Genomic DNA, 21,015 nt, shown 5'->3' on the forward strand with positions numbered 1-21,015 from the left:
GCCCCGCGCCTCCTGACATGACGAAGCCGCCGCGGCATCCTACATGAGGCCCATGAATCGCGAGCGCCAAGACGACCTGCCCCAGGAGGACTACGAGGACGAGGAGGACGCCCTCCCCGCTTCCGAGCCTGCGGTCGATCTTGCCGAGGCGGCACCCGGCGCGCTCAAGGCCGGCATCGAGGTCATCCAGCAATTCGCCCGGCATCTGCCGAACAAGCCCGGCGTCTACCGCATGTTCGATCGTGCGGGCGAGGTGCTCTATGTCGGCAAGGCCAAGAGCCTGAAGAACCGGGTGACGGCCTATGCCCGCGGCATGGCCCACACCAACGCCGTCGCCCGGATGATCGCCGAGACGGCGAACATGGAATTCGTCACCACCGGCACCGAGACCGAGGCGCTGCTGCTCGAATCCAACCTGATCAAGCAGTTGCGGCCGCGCTACAACGTGCTGCTCAGGGACGACAAGTCCTTCCCCTACATCCTGCTGAGCGGCGACCACGAGGCGCCCGCTCTGTTCAAGCATCGCGGCTCGCGGCACCGCAAGGGCGATTATTTCGGCCCCTTCGCCTCGGTCTGGGCGGTCAAGCGCACCATCGACGCGCTCCAGAAGGCCTTCCTGATCCGCACCTGCTCGGACTCCTTCTACGAGAACCGCACCAGGCCCTGCCTGCTCTATCAGATCAAGCGCTGCTCCGGCCCCTGCACCCGCGAAATCGAGATTTCCGACTACCAGGCCCTCGTCGGCCAGGCGCGCGACTTCCTGTCGGGCCGCTCCTCGGCGGTGAAGCAGCTGCTCTCGGCCCGGATGCAGGAGGCGGCGGAGGAACTCGAATTCGAGAAGGCCGCGCGCTATCGCGACCGCCTCGCCGCGCTCTCGGCGGTCCAGGCCGGGCAGGACATCAACACCCAGGGCGTCGAGGAAGCGGATGTCTTCGCCATCGACGAGCAGGCCGGGCATTTCTGCGTCGAGATCTTCTTCTTCCGGAACCACCAGAACTGGGGCAACCGCGCCCTCTTTCCGCGCGCCGACCGCTCGCTGACGCCGACCGAGGTGCTGGCCTCGGTGGTCGCTCAGTTCTACGACGACAAGCCCCCGCCAAGGCTCGTTCTGCTCTCCCATCCGGTCGAGGAGATCGAGCTGCTCGGCCAGGCGCTGTCGGCCCGCGCGGGCCGCAAGGTCGAGGTCGCCAATCCCAAGCGCGGCGAGCGCGCCGACCTGATGGCCCATGCCGTGAAGAACGCGCGCGAGGCCCTCTCCCGCAAGCTCGCCGAGAATGCGGGGCAGCAGTCGCTCCTCGCAGCGCTCGGCGCCGCCTTCGGCATGGAGACGCCGCCGCGACGCGTCGAGGTCTACGACAACTCCCATATCATGGGCACGAACGCGGTCGGCGGCATGGTCGTCGCCGGATCGGAGGGCTTCATGAAGAGCCACTACCGCACCTTCAACATCTCGACCGACACCATCGCCGGCGACGATTTCGGCATGATGCGCGAGGTGCTGACGCGGCGCTTCGCCAGGTTGGCGAAGGAAAACGCGACCGGCTCTCCTCCCCCCGGTGAGGAGGAGCTGGAGGTCGGGGTCGCGCCGCCTGGTGAACTCTCGCCGAGCGGGGCTGCCCCCATGCCTCCCCCTTCCCCACAAGGGGGAAAGGAGGCGCCCTCCCGCCGGGCACGCGCCCTGCAAGACCGCGACGGCTTCCCCTCCCGGCCCGATCTCGTCATCGTCGATGGCGGCAAGGGCCAGTTCTCGGCCGCGCTGAAGATCATGCGGGAGCTTGGCGCGGCCGACATCCCGCTGGTCGCCATCGCCAAGGGGGAGGACAGGAACGCGATGCGCGAGACCTTCCACATGGCCGGCCGCGAGCCCTTCAAGCTGCAGCCGCGCGACCCGGCTCTCTATTTCATCCAGCGCCTGCGGGACGAAGCTCACCGCTTCGCGATCGGCACGCACCGCGCCAAGCGCAAGCGCGACACGATGAAGAACCCGCTCGACGAGATCCCCGGCATCGGTCCCTCGCGGAAACGTGCGCTGCTGCTGCATTTCGGTACGGTGAAGGCGATCCAGCGCGCCAAGCTCGACGATCTGATGCGTACGCCCGGCGTCAACGCCGCTACAGCGAAGGCCGTGCATGATTTTTTTCATGATGCTTGATCATTCCGTCACATTCCCGGTCTTGCGTGTTGACGCCGCAATGGCAGGATTGCTTTGGTGCTCAACGTGACGATTCTTCCAGACGCCATCAGGCGGCGCGGCCCCTGGTCGCTCCCGAACCTGCTCACCTACGGCCGGATCCTCGCGATTCCGGCCCTGGTCGCGATCCTGTTCTGGCCGACCGACGACTGGATGCGCTGGATTGCGCTGGCGATCTACACGCTCGCGGCCATCACCGATTATCTCGACGGCTACATCGCCCGCGCCTGGAGCCAGCAATCGGCCATCGGCCGCATGCTCGACCCGATTGCCGACAAGCTGCTGGTCGCCGCGCTGCTGCTGATGCTGGTCTATACCGGGCAGGTCCATGGCTGGACCCTCTGGGCGGCCATCGTGATCCTCTGCCGCGAGATCCTGGTCTCGGGCCTGCGCGAGTTTCTGGCCGATCTCAAGGTCAGCGTGCCGGTCAGCAGGGTTGCGAAGTGGAAGACGACGCTGCAGCTCTTCTCGCTCGGCTTCCTGATCGCGGGCCCGGCCGGCGACAAGGTGCTGCCGGCGAACACCCAGATCGGCATCGCCCTGCTCTGGGCCGCCGCGGCGCTGACGATGTATACCGGCTGGGACTATTTCAACGCCGGCATCCGCTATCTCGTCGAGGAAGACGAGCGCGTGCCGTGACCGAAGGCACCGGCTCGAGATGAGCGACACTCCGCAGGCGCAGACCGACACGCGCAGCGTCAAGCTGGTTTACTTCGCCTGGGTGCGCGAGCGCGTCGGGCGTCCAGAAGAGACGCTCGCGATCCCTGCAAGCCTTGCGACCGTGGCCGACCTCGCCCGCTGGCTGAAGACGCGCGGAGAGGGCTACGAAGCCGCCTTCGCCGACGAGACGGTGGTCCGCGCCGCGCTCGACCATGTCCACGCCAAGCCGCAGGCGCCGCTCGGCGATGCCCGTGAGATCGCGTTCTTCCCGCCGATGACGGGAGGATGAGGGATGGCGCCGATGCTCTGTCATTCCGGGGCCGCGCATAGCGCGGAACCCGGAACCCACGACCGGGCGAGCGGGCCGCGATATGCTGTCCTCACCACGACACCCGGTCTTGGGTTCCGGGTTCGCGCCGGCGGCGCGCCCCGGAATGACAGGCAGCGTCGATGACCCCCACCATCCGCATCCAGCGCGAGGATTTCGATCCCGCCGCCGAGATCGCCGCGATGTCGGCGGGCCGGACCGATATCGGGGCCGTCGTCTCCTTCAGCGGCCTCTGCCGCGACGAGGCCGGAACGCTGTCGGCGCTGGAGCTCGAACATTATCCCGGCATGGCCGAGGCCGAGATCGCCCGCGTCGCCGCTGAAGCCGCGGCCCGCTGGCCGCTGATGGGCCTCCTCGCCATTCACCGCCATGGCCTGGTCAGGCCGGGCGAGCAGATCGTGCTGGTGCTCGCGGCCTCCGCCCATCGCCGCGCCGCTTTCGAGGCCGCCGACTTCATGATGGATTATCTCAAGACCCGTGCCCCGTTCTGGAAGCGCGAACACCGCGCCGACGGCACGCTGGGCGGCTGGGTCGAAGCCAGGAGCGAGGATGACGATGCGGCGCAGCGCTGGACGATCTGAGGCTCGCACCGCCCTGATGCTCGCGGCGGTGGTCTGGGCCGGCCCGGCGCTCGCCGCCGGCGAGCCCAAGCTTCCCGATCCCAAGGCCTTCCGCGACTGGATGGCGGCCTGCGACAACGTCAAGGGCTGCGCGGCGCTCTCGCTTCCCGCCGAGGCGGCCGACCCGATCGCCTATCTGCGGCTCGAGCGGCCCGCCGGCCCGACCGGAGCCGCCCGGCTCGTGCTGCGGCTGCGCGGGGAGTGGAAGAGCCCGCCCAGGGCGCTGCAGCTCCAGCTCGACGGGGCACCCTTCCCCGCTGCCGGCAAGGCGCTGCCGGTCACCGTCGAGGACGACCTCGCCACGCTCGCCTTCTCGCCGGAGGATACCGCCGCCCTGATCGAGGCCGCCCGCAAGGCGACGAGCCTGTCCGTCGCGGCGGCCGGCACCAAGGCCAGCGTCTCGCTCGCCGGCTCGGTGGCCTCGATGCTCTGGATCGACGAGCAGCAGGGCCGCCTCGGCACGCCATCGGCGCTGATCCGCAAGGGCAACGGGGCCGCCGTGCCGCCGGCGCCCGAGCCGCCGCTGGTCGTCGCCAGGCCGGCGCCGCCCATGCTCGACATGAAGCTCGGCAAGGTTCAGGCCGCGCGGCTGAGGGCGGATCTCAAGAAGCGCAAGCCCGATGCCTGCGAGGACGATGCCGCCGAGGGCGACGAGGCCTGGGCGCTCGGCGAGAAACGCATGCTCGTCGCGCTCGCCTGCTCGCGCGGCGCCTACAACGTCTCCTCGTCCTTCTTCCTGATGCCGGAGAACGAACCGGCCAAGGCGAAGCCCATGCGCTTCCCCGATGGCGATGGCGACGACGGCAACGAGCTGACGAATGCGAGCTTCGATCCGCGCACCGGCCACCTCTCCTTCTTCGCGAAAGGGCGCGGCATCGGCGATTGCGGCGTCAGCGGCGGCTATGCCTGGACCGGCACGAGCTTCGCGCGCACGGAACTGTCGATGATGGGCGAATGCCGCGGCATCGGCCCGGACGACTGGTTCACGCTCTATCGCAGCCGGGCGAAGTGATCACAGCTGCCATTCCGGGTTCTTCGCTATGCGAAGCCCCGGAATGACAAAGTGGTTGGCGAAGCCGCTTCGGCGGCGCCATTCCGGTCTCAAGCCGCCTTCGATTGCGGGCGCACCGCGGCCGAATAGTCTTCCATGATCACCTTGCCCATATTGCCGGTGATGAAGTTGTACGGGCCGATCTCGGCGACCAGCGTCACCTCGGCGGCCGAGCCGGTGATGAAGCACTCGTTGAAGCCCTCCAGCTCCTCCGGCCGGATGCGCCGCTCCACCACCTCGAAGCCGCGCCCCCGGCACAGGTCGATCACCGACTGGCGCGTCAGACCGTTGAGGAAGCGGTCGGCCATCGGCGTGTGGATCACGCCATCCTTGATGAAGAAGATGTTGGCGCCGGTGCATTCGGCGACATTGCCCTCATGGTCGAGCATCATGGCGTCGGCATAGCCCGCCCGCTCCGCCTTGTGCTTGGAGAGCGAGCAGATCATGTAGAGCCCCGCCGCCTTGGCATGGACCGGCGCGCAGGCCGGGTCGGGCCGGCGATACTCGGCGACGTCGAGGCGGATGCCCTTCAGCTTGGCGGCCATGTCGAACATGCTCGGCCACTCCCACACCGCGATCGCCGTATGGATCGTGTTGTTCATGCCGGAGACGGCCATCATCTCCGAGCCGCGCCAGGCGACCGGGCGGACATAGGCGTCCTTCAGCCCGTTCTCCTTCAGGCAGAGATACTTGGCCTCGTCGAGCTCCGCGACCGAGTAGGGGATCGTGAAATCCATGATCTCGCCCGATTTGTGGAAGCGCTGCGAATGCTCCGTGCACTTGTAGATGACGCCGTCATAGGCGCGCTCGCCCTCGAACACGCAGGAGCCGTAATGCAGTCCATGGGTCAGTACGTGGACCTTGGCGTCCTTCCACGGCACGAGCTTGCCGTCGAACCAGATGACGCCATCGCGCTGGTCGAAAGGAATGACTGACATGGACCTTCTCCTGGGTGCTTCCTCGTTCGGACGGCGGCACGGCCGCGTCTGGAACGCAAGCATGGTCGATTGCTGCGCTGCAACGACCGGCTTTGAAATAATCGTTCGCTGAGCGCGCTTGACCGGTAATCTTGCGTCTGAGATATGTCAACAACCTTGACCTAAATTTTTGGAGAGCCGATTTGGTCGAGACTTCGCGCTTGGGAGAGCAAGGCCCGGCCGCGCAAGCGGACCCCGCGGCATCGGTTCCCCACGACCTGATCGAGCTGCTGTTCTTCGCCTATCGCGACTTCGTCAGCGACCCCGACCGCATCCTGGCCGATTATGGCTTCGGGCGAGCCCATCACCGCGTGCTGCATTTCGTCCAGCGGCGGCCCGGCATGACCATCGCCGAATTGCTCGACATCCTGAAGATCACCAAGCAGAGCCTCAACCGCGTGCTGAAGGAGCTGGTCGAGAAGGGCTATATCGAGCTGCGCACCGGCCGGCAGGACAAGCGCCAGCGCCACCTCCACACCACCGCCGCCGGCCAGGACCTCGCCCTGAGGCTGGTCCAGCTGCAATCGAAGCGCATTCTCCGGGCGCTCGACAGTGTCGGCCCCGAAACGGCGGGGACCGTCGCGCGTTATCTCACGGCGCTCATCGATCCGCCGGAGCAGGCGAATGTGCGCGGATTGCTGACGCGCCCCTAAGCGGACGCCCGCGATCTAGCCGCCGCCCCCGCCGCGGCCTATGCTGCGCCGCAGCTGAGACGCCGTCGTCACGCGGACTGGCCGAGGAGAGCATGAGCCTGACCGACACCGCTGCAAGGCCGGCCCGGAAGATCCTGCCGGACGAGGCGCCGCATGTGCTCGTCGTCGATGACGACCGGCGCCTGCGCGAGTTGCTCGCCCGCTTCCTAGGGGACAATGGCTACCGCGTCACCACCGCGGCCAATGCGGCGGAGGCCGATCTGCGCCTCGGCAACCTGGTCTTCGACGCGATCGTGCTCGACGTGATGATGCCGGGCGAAAACGGCTTCGACTTCGCCCGCCGCTTCCGCGTGGCGTCGGCCGTGCCGATCCTGATGCTGACCGCCCGCGCCGACGGCAAGGACCGGATCAACGGGCTGGAGATCGGCGTCGATGATTACCTCGCCAAGCCCTTCGAGCCGCGCGAGCTCCTGCTGCGCCTCGGCAACATCCTGAAGCGCACCGCCATTGCCGACACGGCATCCGCGTCGGCCCGGCCGGATTTCGTCCGCTTCGGGCCCTTCATCTATGGGCTCGCCCGCGGGGAACTGCGCAAGGGCGAGGAGACGATCCGCCTGACCGAGCGCGAGCGCGAGATCCTGACCATGCTGGCCGAGCGCGCGGGCGAGGTCGTGCCGCGCGAGGAGCTGGCGGCGCAAGGCTCGGCCGCGAATGACCGCACCGTCGATGTCCAGATGAACCGCCTGCGCCGCAAGATCGAGCGCGACCAGGCCGATCCGCTTTATCTGCAGACCGTGCGCGGCGTGGGCTACCGGCTCATCACGGATCGGGCGTGACGACCCCCCGGCCAGACGGCGGAAGACAGCGGCTCGGGGTGATCGCGGCGCCCCTGCGGCGCGCCAGAACGGCCCTGGCGGCGGCCGCCAGCGATACCAACGCGGCCGTCAAGCCCGTTCTGCGCAGGATCGGCCGGCCGCTGAATATCGTCGCCCGCTATATGCCCAAGGGGCTGTATCCGCGCGCGCTCGTCATCGTCATCGCGCCGGTGGTGATCCTCCAGTCGGTCATCGCCTATGTCTTCATGGAGCGGCACTGGCAGACGGTGACGCAGCGGCTCTCGGCCTCCGTTTCGGCCGACATCGCCATGCTGATCGACGTCTATGAGAGCTACCCTCAGGATGCCGACATCTCGACGCTCTCGCGCATCGCAGCCGAGCGGCTCGGCATGGATGTCGACATCATCCCCGCTGCCGATCTGCCGGCACCGGGACCGCGGCCCTTCTTCTCGCTGCTCGACAACACCCTGTCGACCGAGTTGAGCCAGCAGGTGGCGCGGCCCTTCTGGCTCGACACGGTCGGCCGCTCCAGCCTGATCGAAATCCGCATCAAGCTCGGCAAGGACGTGATGCGCATCCTGACACGGCGCAACTCGGCCTATGCCTCGAACAGCCACATCTTCCTGCTCTGGATGATCGGCACCTCGCTGATCCTGCTGACCATCGCGGTGCTCTTCCTGCGCAACCAGATCCGGCCGATCCTCAAGCTCGCCGACGCGGCCGAGGCCTTCGGCAAGGGACGCGATGCGGAGCTTCGCCCCCGCGGCGCACGCGAGGTCCGCCGGGCCGGCGCCGCCTTCATCGAGATGAAGCGCCGCGTCGAGCGCGCGATCGGCGAACGCACGACGATGCTGAACGGCGTCAGCCACGATCTGCGCACCATCCTCACCCGCTTCAAACTCTCCCTCGCCCTGATGGAGCGCTCCTCCGAGATCGAGGCGCTGGAGAAGGATGTCGACGAGATGAGCCGCATGCTGGAGGATTATCTCGCCTTCGCCCGCGGCGATGCCGGCGAGGCTCCGGTCGAGACCGATATCCGCTCGCTGCTCGAGGAACTGAAGGCCGATGCCGAGCGGCAGGGCCACCAGACCGAGCTGGAGGTCGTGGGCGACCCGCTCGTCGTGATCCGCCCCGACGCCTTCCGGCGCCTGCTGACCAACCTCGTCTCCAACGCCGCCCGCTACGGAGACCGCATCGCGATCCGCGCCACGCATGATGCGCGCTACCTGATCGTGATGATCGACGATGACGGGCCGGGCATCCCCCCCGACCAGCGCGAGGAGGTCTTCCGCCCCTTCTTCCGGCTCGACGAGGCGCGCAATGTCGATGGCGGCGGGACGGGGCTCGGCCTCGCCATCGCCCGCGACATCGCCCGCGCCCATGGCGGCGACATCATCCTGTCCGACTCGACCCTCGGAGGCTTGCGCGCGACGGTCAGGCTGCCGGTGTAGGGGTCGGCAACCGGCACATGACCCTGACTTGCGCCAGCGCGAGATCGGCCACGCCAGGTCCCCGACGCCGGGTCACCCGCGGCATTCCGCTCGGGAACGGATGCGGATGCGCCGCGTTTGGCGGTTAGACCGTACCCTGAGGCATGGAGGACCCGATGTCATACGGCAGGTTCGCCGCAATGATCGTCGCTTCGACCGTCGTGATGTTCGGACTGATGTATCTGAACACCTGGGCCGTCGACCACGTCTTCTTCAGCCAGACACGCGCCTGGATGGCGCTTCTCATGGGATCGGTCATGGCCATCCTCATGATGGCCTTCATGTGGAGCATGTACCCGAAATCCACGATCAACCTCGGCGTCGTCCTGGGGGCTGCCATCGTCGGCGGCGCTTGCCTCGCGCTCGTCCGGTCGCAGGCCACCGTGTCGGACGTTGCCTACATGAAGGCGATGATACCGCACCACTCGATTGCCGTGATGACGAGCGATCGAGCCCGGATCCACGATCCGCGTGTCAGGAAACTGGCGGACGGCATCCTGAGCGCGCAGGTTCGCGAGATCGCTGAGATGAAGGCGTTGATCAGGGACTTGTCCGCCCAGCCGGCTCCCGACAATGCTCCGGCTTTGGCGCCCGCCCAGGTCGGTCAATGATGGCCGCCGGCCGGAGACAGGCGAGCGAACGCCCCAGCGACAGCCTCGTCCCGGCGGCAGTGCGGTCGAAACTCGACGTTAGAACATCCGCCCGCCATCCGGCACGGCGTGACCCGGCCCGAGAAGCACCACCTCGCCATCCGCATCCGGAACGCCGAGCGTCAGCACCTCGGAGCGGAACTTGCCGATCTGGCGCGGCGGGAAATTCACAACCGCCATCACCTGCCGGCCCACGAGCCCCTCGGGCTCGTAGTGCTTCGTGATCTGGGCCGAGGAGGTCTTGCGCCCGATGCTGCCGCCGAAATCGATCACCAGCTTGATCGCCGGCTTGCGCGCTTCCGGGTAGGGTTGCGCCTCGACGATGGTGCCGACACGGATGTCGACCTTCAGGAAGTCATCATAGCCGATTGTCGCGGCTGGTTCGCCAACTGTCTCCACGATGCCCCCTCGTCACCGCCCGGCTCAGATCGCCGGGGCGTAGTCGTCGTTCTCTTCGCCGCTCGCGGCACGTTCGCGGCGGCGCGCCTTCAAGGGCCGGCCCGAACAGAGCGCCCGCGCGATCCCCCGCAGCGGTGCCGTCAGCCGGTGCACGTCCTCGACGCGCGCCATGATCCGTCCCGCCGTCTTCAGCTCGCTGTCGAGCCGCGCCATCGTCCGGGACAGCTCCGGCTCGTCGTCGTCCAGCCACACCTCGGAGACGCGGGCCATCAGCAGCACGGCCCCCTGGACCCGCAGATGCCCCAGCGAATCCTCGGTCGGGATGCCGGCCGAGGCCAGCATGTAGCGCCAGGAATTGACCGCGCCCTTGTTCAGCGCCGCCAGGGCCAGCGGATCGCGGCGGATCGCCGGCGCGATCCTGCGCAGGCCCGCCTTGTAGGGCTCCATCGCATCGAGCCGCCGCATCACCAGATCGAACAGGCGCTCGCGGATGGGCTCCGCGGCGAGTTCGCCCGTGCTTTCAGCCAGCACGGCATCGTCGACGATGCGGGTGATACCGCCGAGCATGGCGAGCTTGGAGGGAAAGAGGCCACGCAGCTCCGCCAGCGTCAGCCCTGCCTCGCTCGCGATGTCCGGCAGCTCGATCGCATCCCAGGGGCGGATGGCCGCGAGCCGCATCAGCGCGTCGACGGCGCGGCGGCGCGGATCGACGGGCTTGCTCGCGGCCGGCTCGTCGGCGCCGGGTGTGGCGGAAACGGCTGTGCTGGTCATCGGACTGCTCCTCGCGCTTCGCTGTCGAAGATCAAGTTAGGCATCCATGATGGCGGGGGAAAGGCCGATCAGCCCGACAATTCCCCGGCGCGGCGTTTCGCGGCAGCCACAGCCCGGCCCATGAGGGGCCCGAGCCCGTCCTGCGCCATCAGCACCTCGAGCGCCGCGGCGGTGGTGCCGCCCGGCGAGGTCACGTTCTGGCGCAGGGTCGCCGGAGGCAGCGGCGACTGGAACAGCAGCTCGCCCGCCCCTTCAACCGTCGCGCGCGCCAGCCGCTCGGCGACATCCGGCGGCAACCCCGCCTCGGTACCGGCCTTCGCCAGGCACTCCACCATATGGAAGACATAGGCCGGTCCCGAACCGGAGACTGCGGTCACCGCATCGATGAGCCCCTCATTGTCGAGCCACTCGACCTTGCCGATGCTCGACAGCAGCGCATCGGCGAGTGCCATCTGCGCCGAGCTGACGCCCTTGCCGGGCGTGGCGGCGGTGGCGCCGCGCTGCACCGAGGCGGGCAGGTTCGGCATCGCGCGGATGATGGCGGAAGCGCCCGGCAGACGGGCCGAAAGATCTCCGATCGTCTTGCCGGCGAGGATCGAGATCAGCAGCGTCTTCGGGTGGATGAAGGCCTGCACGGCCGGAGCCGCCGTATCCAGCATCTGCGGCTTCGTCGCCAGGACCACGACCTCGGCCGGCTTGATCTCCTTGGCGGAGGGGTTCAGCAGCATGCCCTTCTCGGCCGCGAGATCGACCATCTCGTCCGAGGGCTTGGGGTCGATCAGGCTGATGGCCTTGGGGTCGATGCCGATGCGCAGCCAGCCTTCCAGCATCGCCCCGCCCATCTTGCCGGCGCCGATCAGGACAAGCGATTGCGGAAGGGGTGCGGACATGACCGGTGCTCATCGCTCGGAATGAAGGAGGATGCCGGTCGGCGCCGGCGCGTCCCGGGGAGCAGAGCCTGCCGGCGCAGCCGGGTCAAGCCGGGCGCCGCGGGCTCATGCCTCGCCGGCGGTCTCCAGCATGGCACCCTCGAGCGCTTCCTTCGCGCTCTTGCCGGCCCAGACCACGAACTGGAAGGCTTGATAATAGCGCTCGCAGGCGTCGATCGCAGCCTTGATCAGCGCCGCCGCCTGCTCGCCGGTCGGCTCGGCCCCGCCCGAAAGCAACAGCGCGTGGCGATACATCACCACGCTTTCGCTGCTCCACAGGTCGAAATGGCCGAGCCAGAGCTGCTCGTTGACGTAGCTCACCAGCTGCAGCACCTCGCCCCGGCGCCGGTCCGGCACCTTGAGGTCGAAGGCGCAGGCGATGTGCAACGCCTCGACTTCGGCCAGCCAGGTGATGGCGACATGGTATTCCGACCAGCCGCCGGTCACGGCAACGGAGAGCTCGTCCTCGCTGTCGCGGTCGAAGGTCCAGTCGTTGAGGGAGGCGAGGCGTTCGAAAAGATCGAGAGGGTTGGCGGGCCGGTCGAGATCGGCATCCAGGTCGAGGTCCATCATGCCCTTTGGTCCACCTCCGGGCAGGGCCCGGCGCGTTCGAGAAGAGGAACACGGCGACAGGAAAGCGGAAGGAACGCAACACACCTCCGGAACGCTCCGGCAGGAGCGCTCCCATCCATCCGGCGCAAACGAATCCGCCCGGCGAATCAAGACTTTCCAACGACGATAGCGCAGGCGCTGTGACGCTCCCAACACGGCGCCGACGCTCCCCGGATTCGGGGTGCCCGCTCAATCCCTCGAACGGCCTGTCCACAGCACATGGCTGTGGACGAAGGCAGGGCGCCGCGTCAGGCCTTGGGCAGCTTTGCCTCCAGCTCGGCCAGGCGGGCGGCGAGCTTGTCATTCTCCTCGCGGGCGATCAGGGCCATCTCGCGCACGGCCTCGAAGTCCTCGCGCGAGACGACGTCGAGCTCGCGCAAGAGCTTCTCGATCTGCGTCTTCACCACGGTTTCGACCTCGCGGCGCACGCCCTGGGCCGCGCCGGCGGCGTCTGTCGCCAGCCTTGCGATGTCGTCCAGGAATCGGTTGCTGGTGCCCACCATGATCGTGTCTCCCGCGCGGCCGGCCTCACCCGAGCCTCGAAATCCGCCTGCGCGCTATATGGGAGAAGGCTGGCGCAACCGCAATCGAAAGCCGGTTGCGCCCGCTCGACGCAGCCGGGATCCCGGCAGCAGAGCCATGATCTGGACCGCGAGCCTCATCCCGCCTAGAACATCGAGTCACAGGGAAGTCTCGAAGCGATCCACAGCCCAAAGGGCGGGAGGCGTCATGATCCACCGTTTGAGCGGCCTCGTATGGGGGCCGGTTGTCGCGCTGGCGCTCGCCGGCTGCCAGGAAACCACCCAGACTGCGCGCCCGCGCATCGATGCGCCGGGCGTTCCGGTCTCGGTGCAGAGCATTTCGGGTGCGCCCGACGACGTCACCACCAGCTTCGCCGGGCTGCTCGGAGAAGCTGCTGCCGAGCGCAAGATGGAAATCGTCCCGGGCGACAAGCCCGCGCGCTTCCGCGTCAAGGGCTACCTCACCGCCCAGCCGACCGAGGATGGACAGACCGCGCTCGCCTTCGTCTGGGATGTCTACGACTCCACCCGCCAGCGTGCCCAGCGCGTGCAGGGCGAGAGCATCGGCAAGCGCAGCGGCGGCTCCGATCCCTGGGCCGGGATCGACCGCACCGTCGTCGCCAAGGCGGCCTCCGATTCGATGGATGCGATCGCGGGCTTCCTCGTCACCGCGCCGGCGGCCGAGGCCGCGCTCGGCCCGGCCGACAAGGCCAGGCCGGACGACAAGAAGGCGGCCAAGACGGCGACCGCTTCGGCGAGCGACCGAAAGCGGCTCTGAAGCCCTCGACACCGGCTCGCCACCCGCTGACGCGGTCGCTTGGCCGGCGTCACGCGATTTACATGCCGATATTGCAGCGCAGCGGTCGACTCCCTGCGGACGCGCTGTTAAGAGCGCTTCCAACTGAGCCGGCTCGCCCGGCCCCGTCCCGCCTTCTGCAACGGTACGCCACGGCATGGCCTCTCATTTCAAAGTCGTCGCCGGTAATTCCAACCGGCCGCTCGCCGAAGCCATCTGCAATCACCTGAGCATCCCGCTTGCCAAGGCTTCGGTCCGGCGCTTCGCCGACATGGAGGTCTTCGTCGAGATCCAGGAGAATGTGCGCGGACAGGATGTCTTCGTCATCCAGTCGACCTCGTTCCCGACCAACGACCATCTGATGGAGCTTCTGATCGTGACCGACGCGCTGCGTCGGTCCTCCGCCAAGCGCATCACGGCGGTGATCCCCTATTTCGGCTATGCCCGCCAGGACCGCCGCGCCTCGGGCCGCACGCCGATCTCGGCCAAGCTCGTCTCCAACCTGATCACCCATGCCGGCGTCGACCGCGTTTTGACGCTCGACCTGCATGCCGGGCAGATCCAGGGCTTCTTCGACATCCCGACCGACAACCTGTTCGGCGCCCCGCTGATGGCGCGCGATATCAAGGACCGGCTGGAATGGAGGAACGCGATGGTCGTGTCGCCGGACGTCGGCGGCGTCGTCCGTGCGCGCGCGCTGGCCAAGCGCATCGACGCCCCGCTCGCCATCGTCGACAAGCGTCGTGACAGGCCCGGCGAATCCGAGGTGATGAACATCATCGGCTCCGTCGAGGGGCGCTCCTGCATCCTGATCGACGACATCGTCGACTCGGGCGGCACGCTGGTGAATGCGGCCGAGGCGCTGCTCGACCAGGGCGCCAAGGAGGTCTTCGCCTACATCACCCATGGCGTGCTCTCGGGCGGCGCTGTCGCCCGCATCGCCGGCTCCAAGCTGAAGGAGCTGGTGATCACCGATTCGATCATGCCGACCGAGGCCGTGAAGGTCGCCCGCAACATCCGCGTCATCTCCATCGCCCAGCTGATGGGCGAGGCGATCGAGCGCACCGCGAGCGAGACCAGCGTCTCCAGCCTGTTCGATTGAGGACGATGCGGCAGTCGGCAATGGGCAGTCGGCAGCGGCACCAGGCTCACTCGGCAAACCCACTGCCGATTGCCTACGATCGACTGCCCGCGTCCGAAGGACGCTCATGACCTCCCGCGCCCTTGTCCTGTTCTCCGGCGGCCAGGATTCGTCCACCGCCCTCGCCTGGGCGCTCGACCGCTTCGACAGCGTCGAGACGGTCGGTTTCGACTACGGCCAGCGCCATCGCGTCGAGATGGATTGCCGGCTGGCGATCCGCGGCAAGCTGCCGGCCCTGTCTTCCCGCTATGCCGAGCGCCTCGGCCCCGACCATCTCGTCGACCTTGCCGCGCTCGGCGCGATCTCCGAGACGGCGCTGACCCGCGACAGCGAGATCGCCTTTGCCGAGACCGGCCTGCCGACGACGTTCGTGCCGGGCCGCAACCTGATCTTCCTGACCTTCGCCGCCGCGCTGGCCTATCGCCGCGGCGCCAAGCACATCGTGCTCGGCGTCTGCGAAACCGACTATTCCGGCTATCCCGACTGCCGCGACGACACGATCAAGGCGATGCAGGTCGCGCTGGGCCTGGGCCTCGACCGGCGCCTCGTGCTGCACACCCCGCTGATGTGGCGCGACAAGGCGCAGACCTTTGCGCTCGCGAGACAGCTCGGCGGCCAGGCGCTGCTCGATCTGGTGATCGAGGACAGCCATAGCTGCTATCTCGGCGACCGGACGACGCGGCATGGCTGGGGCTATGGCTGCGGACATTGCCCGGCATGCGATTTGCGAGCTAAAGGCTTCGTGGCCTATCTCGCAGCTCCCGACGACAGCGGACCTACCTATGACCCGTGACCGCCAGCGCGTCCTCGAAGGCGCCATCGCACTCGTTCTCTTCGGCCTGACCATCCCGACCGCGAACTGGATGATCGGCAATGTCGGCACGGTCTGCGTGCCGCAGGGCCCTTGCCTGGTGCCGGTCTGGCCGGGCATCGCCGCTCCCAGCGGCGTGCTGATGATCGGGCTCGCGCTCGTGCTGCGCGACATCGTCCAGCGCCGCCTCGGGCCGATGTTCGGGCTCGGCGCCATCGTGGTCGGCACGCTGATCTCGGCCTGGCTCGCCCCGGCAGCGATCGTGATCGCCTCCGTCAGCGCCTTCCTGCTCTCAGAGCTGGCCGATTTCGCGGTCTACACCCCCCTGCAGCGCCGCCGCTTCGTCACGGCCGTGTTCGCCTCGGGCGTCGTCGGCCTCGTCGTCGATTCGATCGTCTTCCTGCACCTCGCCTTCGGCAGCCTCGATTTCCTGGCCGGACAGGTCATCGGCAAGATCTGGATGATCCTCCTGGCGCTGCCGCTGATGCACCTCCTGCGCCGCCGGGACGAGAGGCTGGGACTGGTCGCGGCCTGAACGCCGGATCGGCACGGTTTTCGGTTTCACCGCTGAGCCCCACATCTCGGGCACAGTTTGAAATACCGCTGAAACCAAGAGTTTACGAGCGCGTGGCATAGCTGACCAATGGTCAGCATCAACCCCAGAGAGCTTGCGGACGGTTCGGCCGAGCGCCTGCAAGCCCTGCAGAACGAGATCCTCGAGGCGATCGCCTGCGGGGAGCCTCTCGTTTCCATCATCGAGCGGCTCTGCCGCCGTGTCGAAGCCGTCGCGCCGGGCGTCATCTGCTCGGTCGTCACGGTCGATCCAGAGCGGCGGCTCGTGGCCCTGGCTGCCCCGAGCCTGCCCGCGCACTACACGGCCGCGATCACCGGCCTGCCGATCGGCCCGGACGTCGGCTCCTGCGGCTCCTCGATCTATCGCGGCGAGCCCGTCTGCGTCACCGATATCGCAAACGATCCGCTCTGGGCCGGGTTCAAGCAGCTCGTCCTGCCGCTTGGCCTGCGGGCCTGCTGGTCCAGCCCGATCAGGGCCCGCAACGGCCTCGTGATCGGCAGCTTCGCCTTCTATTACGATCAGGTCCGCGGGCCCGACGAACTGGAGCAACGGATCGTCGCGACCTGCGTCCACCTCTGTGCGATCGCGATCGAGCATGAAGAGGTGCGCTCCCGGAATCATCGGCTCGCCTATTGGGACACGCTGACGGGGCTGCCCAACCGTGTCGCCTTCAACGAGGCGATCACCCGGATGACGGCGGAGCTGCCGCTTAATTTCGGCCTGATGCTGATCGACATCGACCACCTCAAGGCGATCAACGACACCATGGGCCACGCCGCCGGCGACGCGCTGATCGCGACCGTGGGTGCCAGGCTGCAGGCCGTGATCGGCGAGGCCACCGCCTGCCGGATCGGCGGCGACGAGTTCGCCGTGCTGCTGCCGGACTGCAACCAGGCGAACCGGATCCGCGCCCTCGCCTGCTCGATCCTCGCGGCGGTGGCCGCCCCCCTCGATCACGAAGGCAACGCCCTCGTTCCCAGCGTCACCATCGGCGCGGTTCTGGCGGGAGAGGATGGCGACGACAGCGTGACGCTGCGCCAGAATGCCGACTTCGCCCTCTACCATGCCAAGGAAGTTCGCCGCGGCGGCTATGTCCGCTTCAGCAACGGCCTGCGGACCTCGATGACCCGCCGCCTGCAGAGCCAGCGCGATGTCGACGACGCGCTGACCGAGGGGCGCATCGTCGCCTACTATCAGCCCGTCATCAACCTGGACACCGGCGAGATCGCAGGGGTCGAGGCTCTGGCGCGGATGCGAATGCCGGATGGACGTGTCGCCACGGCAGGCGAATTCCAGGAAGCGATGCTGGACCCCAAGATCGCCTACCGCATCACCGGCCAGATGCTGGCTGCGATCGCGGCTGACATGGCGACGTGGTCGCGCGCGGGCGTCCAGTTCAAGCATATCGGGCTCAACGTCACCTCGGCCGACTTCAAGAAGGGCGATCTCGTCCAGCGCATTCTGCGGACGCTGGACCGGGTGCGGGTCGCCCCGGCGCATCTCGTCATCGAAATCACCGAGCAGGTCTTCATGGGCGCGCGCAAGGACGGCGTCGCGCGCACCATCGAGCAGCTGCGGGGCCATGGCATTGCCGTCGCCCTCGACGATTTCGGCACAGGCTTCGCATCGCTGACCCATCTGCTCGACTTTCCCGTCGACGTCATCAAGATCGACCGCTCCTTCATCGCCGCAGCCAGGACCGGTTCGCGAAGCAGCGCGATCGTCGAGGCCATGGTCGGTCTCGCCGGCAGGCTGGGCATGAAGGTCATCGCCGAAGGCATCGAGACGACCGACCAGGCCGAGTGGCTGAGAGCCATGGGCTGTCACCTGGGCCAGGGCTTCCTCTATGCGCAGGCCATGCCGGCCGGGATGGTCGCCGAGCTGCTGCAGCGCCTCGGACCTATGACTGGAACGGAAGCGCCGCCCTTGGCCGACCTCACCGCGACCGCCGCCTGAACGCGCTGCGCCTGCGGACTTGAGATCGCGGCGCTTTTCGCTTATGAGCACGCCCAGCGTCCCGCTGACACCCTTGGAGGCTCTGGACGCTGAAGCCGATGGCCGCCTTTTTGGCGGCCTTCTCATTTTCGTGAAGTCAAGGACATCAACATGACCGCCGTGAAGCAAATCGAGGCTTCGGCGCGCGCACAGGTCGGCAAGGGGGCCGCTCGTGCCGTTCGTCGCCAGGGCCAGACGCCTGCCGTGATCTATGGTGGAAACACCGCCCCCGTCGCCATCGCGCTCGACGCCAACAAGACCCGCCAGATGATTTTCGGCGGCCACTTCCTCACCACGATCTTCGAGATCGCCGTTGACGGCAAGAAGGAGCGCGTCATTCCGCGCGACTATCAGCTCGATCCGGTGAGGGACTTCCCGCTCCACGTCGACTTCCTGCGCGTCGCCAAGGGCCAGACCGTCACGGTCCAGGTTCCGATCCACGTCACCGGCCAGGATGCCAGCCCCGGCGTCAAGAACGGCGGCCTGGTCCAGATCGTCGAGCACACGCTCGAGATCACCGTCGAGCCCGACCGCATCCCGGACGCCTTCGAGGTCTCCGTCGCCGGCCTCAACATTGGCGACCAGCTCGAGGCCAAGGTCATCAAGCTTCCGGCCGGCGCCAAGCTGACCGTCGGCTCGGACGCCACCATCGTCACGATCGCCCCGCCGACCGTCGAGGCCGAGCCCGAGGCGACCGAGGAAGGCGCTGCCGAAGCGACTGCCGCCAAGGAGTGAGCGGCACGCCGCTTCCCTTCTCGCAGAATGCCAGACGGCCGGGTTTTCCCGGCCGTCTTCATTTGCAGAGGTCGATGAGATGCTGATCTTCGCCGGGCTCGGCAATCCGGGCGCGCGTTACGCCCGCAACCGCCACAATATCGGCTTTCTGGCGCTGGACGAGATCGCCCGCACGCACCGCGCGGCGCCGTGGCGCTCGCGCTTTCAGGCGCAGGCCAGCGAGGCGACCATCGGAACCGAGAAGGTCATCCTGCTGAAGCCGCAGACCTACATGAACGAATCCGGCCGCTCCATCGGCGAGGCCGCGCGCTTCTTCAAGGTCGCCCCCGCGGACGTGATCGTCTTCCACGACGAGCTCGACCTTGCCCCAGCGAAGCTCCGCGTGAAGCTCGGCGGCGGCAATGCCGGCCATAACGGGCTGCGCTCCACCACCGCCGCGATCGGCAACGACTACCGCCGCGTGCGGATGGGCATCGGCCACCCCGGCGCGAAGGAACTCGTCCACGCCTATGTGCTGAACGACTTCGGCAAGGCCGAGCAGCCCTGGGTCGAGGATCTCTGCACCGCCTGCGCCGATTTCGCCCCCGCGCTCGCCGCCCATGACGATGCCGGCTTCCAGAACAAGGTCCACCTGTTCATGGAGGCACGCGGCCACGGCGCCGTGAAGCGGCTGGGCGAAAAGGCCAGCGACTGAGCCTCAGCAGGGCAGCTTCGCGCCGCCTTTCGCGATCGTGACCGGGCTCGTCCCGGAGCTTTCGTCGGTCTGCCGGGTCGCGATCATGGCGACCTGGGCGCCCGGCTTGATCTCTGCGGCCTCGGCCGGAGCGGCCATCAGGATGGTCGTGTCGGGCGTGAGTGTCACCTTCTGCTCGCCGCCCGGGTAGCTCAGCACCAGCCCTGCCCCGTCGACCCGCGAGACGGTCCCGGCGACCGTGGCGTTCGTCATCGTCGCATCCGGAAAGACGAAGACCTGCACCGCAAGCAGCGTTCCGTCCGGCTGTGGCCTGGCGCCGACGCCCGCCCCGAACGCACCGCCATGCACTTTCCCGTGATCGTCCTGCGCATCAAAAGATGTGCGGCACTTGTCTTTGCGCGCTGCGCCCCGCAATAAGACGCCAAAATCTCAATTGTCGCGGCAGCCGCAAGGGCGTCGCATCGGATAGGCGATCATGGGCTTCAAATGCGGTATCGTCGGCCTGCCGAATGTCGGCAAGTCGACCCTCTTCAACGCGCTGACGCAGACCGCGGCAGCCCAGGCGGCAAACTATCCGTTCTGCACGATCGAGCCGAATGTCGGCGACGTCGCCGTGCCGGACGAACGCCTTGAGAAGCTCGCCGCCATCGCCGGCTCCAAGGAGATCATCCCGACACGGCTAACCTTCGTCGACATCGCCGGCCTGGTGCGCGGCGCCTCGCGCGGCGAGGGCCTCGGCAACCAGTTCCTCGCCAACATCCGCGAATGCGACGCCATCGCCCATGTCGTTCGCTGCTTCGAGGATGGCGACATCACCCATGTCGAGGGCAAGGTCTCGCCCATCGACGACATCGAGACGATCGAGACCGAGCTGATGCTCTCCGACCTGGAGAGTCTCGAGAAGCGTGTGCTGCCGCTGGAGAAGAAGGGCAAGGCCGGCGACAAGGAGGCCAAGGAGCTGGCCGAGCTGATGAACCGCTGCCTCGTCCTCCTGCGCGACGGCAAGCCCGCCCGCCTCGTCCAGGTCGCGGCCGATGAGCGCCGCGCCTTCGAGCTGCTCGGCCTGCTCTCCTCCAAGCCCGTCCTCTATGTCTGCAATGTCGAGGAGGCGAGCGCCGACAAGGGCAACGCCTTCTCCGAGCTGGTGAAGAAGCGCGCCGCCGAGGAAGGCGCCGTCGCGGTGGTCGTCTCGGCCAAGATCGAGAGCGAGATCGCGGTCCTGCCGGAGGCCGACCAGAAGGATTATCTCGAGGCGGTCGGCCTGGAGGAACCCGGCCTCAACCGCGTGATCCGCGCCGGCTACAGCCTGCTGCACCTCGTGACCTATTTCACGGTGGGGCCGAAGGAGGCGCGTGCCTGGACGATCGAGAAGGGCACCAAGGGCCCGCAGGCCGCCGGCGTGATCCATACCGACTTCGAGAAGGGCTATATCCGCGCCGAGACCATCGCCTTCGACGATTACATCGCCTGCAAGGGCGAGGCCGGCGCGCGCGAGGCCGGCAAGTTCAGGCTGGAAGGCAAGGAGTATGTCGTCGCGGACGGCGACGTGCTGCATTTCCGCTTCGCCAACTGAGCGACCGG

The 21,015-nt window shown here is 67.7% G+C and carries 24 protein-coding genes; 17 read left to right on the forward strand and 7 right to left on the reverse strand.

Translation table 11 applies throughout. The features are described 5' to 3' along the window. The first annotated feature begins 52 nt into the window (after positions 1-52). The 5 genes from uvrC to BW981_RS06990 all read left to right on the forward strand — a co-directional run bounded on the left by uvrC (position 53) and on the right by BW981_RS06990 (position 4,811). Entirely contained in the window at positions 53-2,152 is a 2,100-nt protein-coding gene (uvrC, locus tag BW981_RS06970) for an excinuclease ABC subunit UvrC (RefSeq protein ID WP_083712213.1), read from the forward strand. A gap of 57 nt (positions 2,153-2,209) precedes the next feature. Beyond that, the gene (gene pgsA / locus BW981_RS06975; protein WP_083712229.1) at positions 2,210-2,830 is read left to right on the forward strand and encodes a CDP-diacylglycerol--glycerol-3-phosphate 3-phosphatidyltransferase; all 621 of its coding nucleotides are present in this window, start codon (positions 2,210-2,212) and stop codon (positions 2,828-2,830) included. 19 nt (positions 2,831-2,849) lie between these two features. Further along, on the forward strand, positions 2,850-3,140 hold the full coding sequence (gene moaD, locus BW981_RS06980) for a molybdopterin converting factor subunit 1 (RefSeq protein ID WP_076437512.1): 291 nt from the start codon (positions 2,850-2,852) through the stop codon (positions 3,138-3,140). 161 nt (positions 3,141-3,301) lie between these two features. Beyond that, positions 3,302-3,760, forward strand: a complete 459-nt coding sequence (locus tag BW981_RS06985) for a molybdenum cofactor biosynthesis protein MoaE (RefSeq protein ID WP_076437514.1) — start codon at positions 3,302-3,304, stop codon at positions 3,758-3,760. Further along, positions 3,729-4,811 carry a DUF1176 domain-containing protein gene (locus tag BW981_RS06990; protein ID WP_083712214.1) on the forward strand — a complete coding sequence of 361 codons (1,083 nt, stop codon included), beginning with the start codon at positions 3,729-3,731 and terminating at the stop codon, positions 4,809-4,811. The genes BW981_RS06985 and BW981_RS06990 overlap by 32 nt, the downstream gene beginning before the upstream one ends. 89 nt (positions 4,812-4,900) lie before the next feature. Here the strand turns inward: BW981_RS06990 and BW981_RS06995 are convergent, their stop codons facing one another. Next, entirely contained in the window at positions 4,901-5,788 is an 888-nt protein-coding gene (locus tag BW981_RS06995; RefSeq protein WP_076437517.1) for a branched-chain amino acid aminotransferase, read from the reverse strand. A 200-nt stretch (positions 5,789-5,988) separates the two neighbouring features. Between BW981_RS06995 and BW981_RS07000 the strand changes: the two genes are divergently transcribed. The 4 genes from BW981_RS07000 to BW981_RS07015 all read left to right on the forward strand — a co-directional run bounded on the left by BW981_RS07000 (position 5,989) and on the right by BW981_RS07015 (position 9,417). After that, a complete protein-coding gene (locus tag BW981_RS07000; RefSeq protein ID WP_244560260.1) occupies positions 5,989-6,480 on the forward strand; it encodes a MarR family winged helix-turn-helix transcriptional regulator in 492 nt (163 codons plus the stop codon). A 92-nt stretch (positions 6,481-6,572) separates the two neighbouring features. Further along, on the forward strand, positions 6,573-7,316 hold the full coding sequence (locus BW981_RS07005; protein ID WP_076437520.1) for a response regulator: 744 nt from the start codon (positions 6,573-6,575) through the stop codon (positions 7,314-7,316). Positions 7,317-7,435: 119 nt separating this feature from the next. Continuing rightward, a complete protein-coding gene (locus tag BW981_RS07010) occupies positions 7,436-8,767 on the forward strand; it encodes an ATP-binding protein (protein ID WP_244560261.1) in 1,332 nt (443 codons plus the stop codon). A 155-nt stretch (positions 8,768-8,922) separates the two neighbouring features. Next, entirely contained in the window at positions 8,923-9,417 is a 495-nt protein-coding gene (locus BW981_RS07015; protein ID WP_076437807.1) for a DUF305 domain-containing protein, read from the forward strand. Positions 9,418-9,495: 78 nt separating this feature from the next. On the opposite strand, the gene BW981_RS07020 is transcribed toward BW981_RS07015, so the two are convergent. The 5 genes from BW981_RS07020 to BW981_RS07040 all read right to left on the reverse strand — a co-directional run bounded on the left by BW981_RS07020 (position 9,496) and on the right by BW981_RS07040 (position 12,670). Then, on the reverse strand, positions 9,496-9,855 hold the full coding sequence (locus BW981_RS07020; protein WP_139333656.1) for a tRNA-binding protein: 360 nt from the start codon (positions 9,853-9,855) through the stop codon (positions 9,496-9,498). 24 nt (positions 9,856-9,879) lie between these two features. After that, complete coding sequence (locus BW981_RS07025) at positions 9,880-10,626, reverse strand: TetR family transcriptional regulator (protein ID WP_076437524.1); 747 nt, start codon at positions 10,624-10,626, stop codon at positions 9,880-9,882. Between the two features lie 68 nt (positions 10,627-10,694). Then, on the reverse strand, positions 10,695-11,516 hold the full coding sequence (proC, locus tag BW981_RS07030) for a pyrroline-5-carboxylate reductase (RefSeq protein ID WP_076437526.1): 822 nt from the start codon (positions 11,514-11,516) through the stop codon (positions 10,695-10,697). A gap of 105 nt (positions 11,517-11,621) precedes the next feature. Next, positions 11,622-12,128 carry a type III secretion system chaperone family protein gene (locus BW981_RS07035; protein WP_076437527.1) on the reverse strand — a complete coding sequence of 169 codons (507 nt, stop codon included), beginning with the start codon at positions 12,126-12,128 and terminating at the stop codon, positions 11,622-11,624. A 287-nt stretch (positions 12,129-12,415) separates the two neighbouring features. Then, on the reverse strand, positions 12,416-12,670 hold the full coding sequence (locus tag BW981_RS07040) for an accessory factor UbiK family protein (protein WP_076437529.1): 255 nt from the start codon (positions 12,668-12,670) through the stop codon (positions 12,416-12,418). Between the two features lie 226 nt (positions 12,671-12,896). Here BW981_RS07040 and BW981_RS07045 point away from each other — a divergent pair, with 226 nt between their 5' ends. The 7 genes from BW981_RS07045 to pth all read left to right on the forward strand — a co-directional run bounded on the left by BW981_RS07045 (position 12,897) and on the right by pth (position 19,434). Beyond that, positions 12,897-13,466 carry a hypothetical protein gene (locus tag BW981_RS07045; RefSeq protein ID WP_076437531.1) on the forward strand — a complete coding sequence of 190 codons (570 nt, stop codon included), beginning with the start codon at positions 12,897-12,899 and terminating at the stop codon, positions 13,464-13,466. 175 nt (positions 13,467-13,641) lie between these two features. Continuing rightward, positions 13,642-14,586, forward strand: a complete 945-nt coding sequence (locus tag BW981_RS07050) for a ribose-phosphate pyrophosphokinase (protein WP_076437533.1) — start codon at positions 13,642-13,644, stop codon at positions 14,584-14,586. A gap of 106 nt (positions 14,587-14,692) precedes the next feature. Continuing rightward, positions 14,693-15,418: a 7-cyano-7-deazaguanine synthase QueC gene (gene queC, locus BW981_RS07055; protein WP_076437535.1), complete on the forward strand. Its 726-nt coding sequence runs from the start codon at positions 14,693-14,695 to the stop codon at positions 15,416-15,418. Then, complete coding sequence (locus BW981_RS07060; RefSeq protein WP_076437537.1) at positions 15,408-15,971, forward strand: VUT family protein; 564 nt, start codon at positions 15,408-15,410, stop codon at positions 15,969-15,971. Before queC ends, BW981_RS07060 begins: the two co-directional genes overlap by 11 nt. 108 nt (positions 15,972-16,079) lie before the next feature. Further along, entirely contained in the window at positions 16,080-17,966 is a 1,887-nt protein-coding gene (locus tag BW981_RS07065; RefSeq protein ID WP_076437539.1) for a putative bifunctional diguanylate cyclase/phosphodiesterase, read from the forward strand. Positions 17,967-18,116: 150 nt separating this feature from the next. Continuing rightward, positions 18,117-18,740, forward strand: a complete 624-nt coding sequence (locus tag BW981_RS07070; RefSeq protein WP_076437540.1) for a 50S ribosomal protein L25/general stress protein Ctc — start codon at positions 18,117-18,119, stop codon at positions 18,738-18,740. Positions 18,741-18,819: 79 nt separating this feature from the next. Continuing rightward, positions 18,820-19,434 (forward strand): aminoacyl-tRNA hydrolase, encoded by a 615-nt coding sequence (pth, locus tag BW981_RS07075; protein WP_076437542.1) that lies wholly within the window; start codon positions 18,820-18,822, stop codon positions 19,432-19,434. A gap of 3 nt (positions 19,435-19,437) precedes the next feature. Here the strand turns inward: pth and BW981_RS07080 are convergent, their stop codons facing one another. After that, positions 19,438-19,782, reverse strand: a complete 345-nt coding sequence (locus BW981_RS07080; protein WP_076437544.1) for a hypothetical protein — start codon at positions 19,780-19,782, stop codon at positions 19,438-19,440. A gap of 127 nt (positions 19,783-19,909) precedes the next feature. Here BW981_RS07080 and ychF point away from each other — a divergent pair, with 127 nt between their 5' ends. After that, on the forward strand, positions 19,910-21,007 hold the full coding sequence (ychF, locus tag BW981_RS07085) for a redox-regulated ATPase YchF (protein WP_076437545.1): 1,098 nt from the start codon (positions 19,910-19,912) through the stop codon (positions 21,005-21,007). Positions 21,008-21,015: the final 8 nt, after the last annotated feature.

Origin of the sequence: Allobosea sp. TND4EK4 (assembly GCF_900156025.1) — a bacterium.
Classification (GTDB): Bacteria; Pseudomonadota; Alphaproteobacteria; order Rhizobiales; family Beijerinckiaceae; genus Allobosea.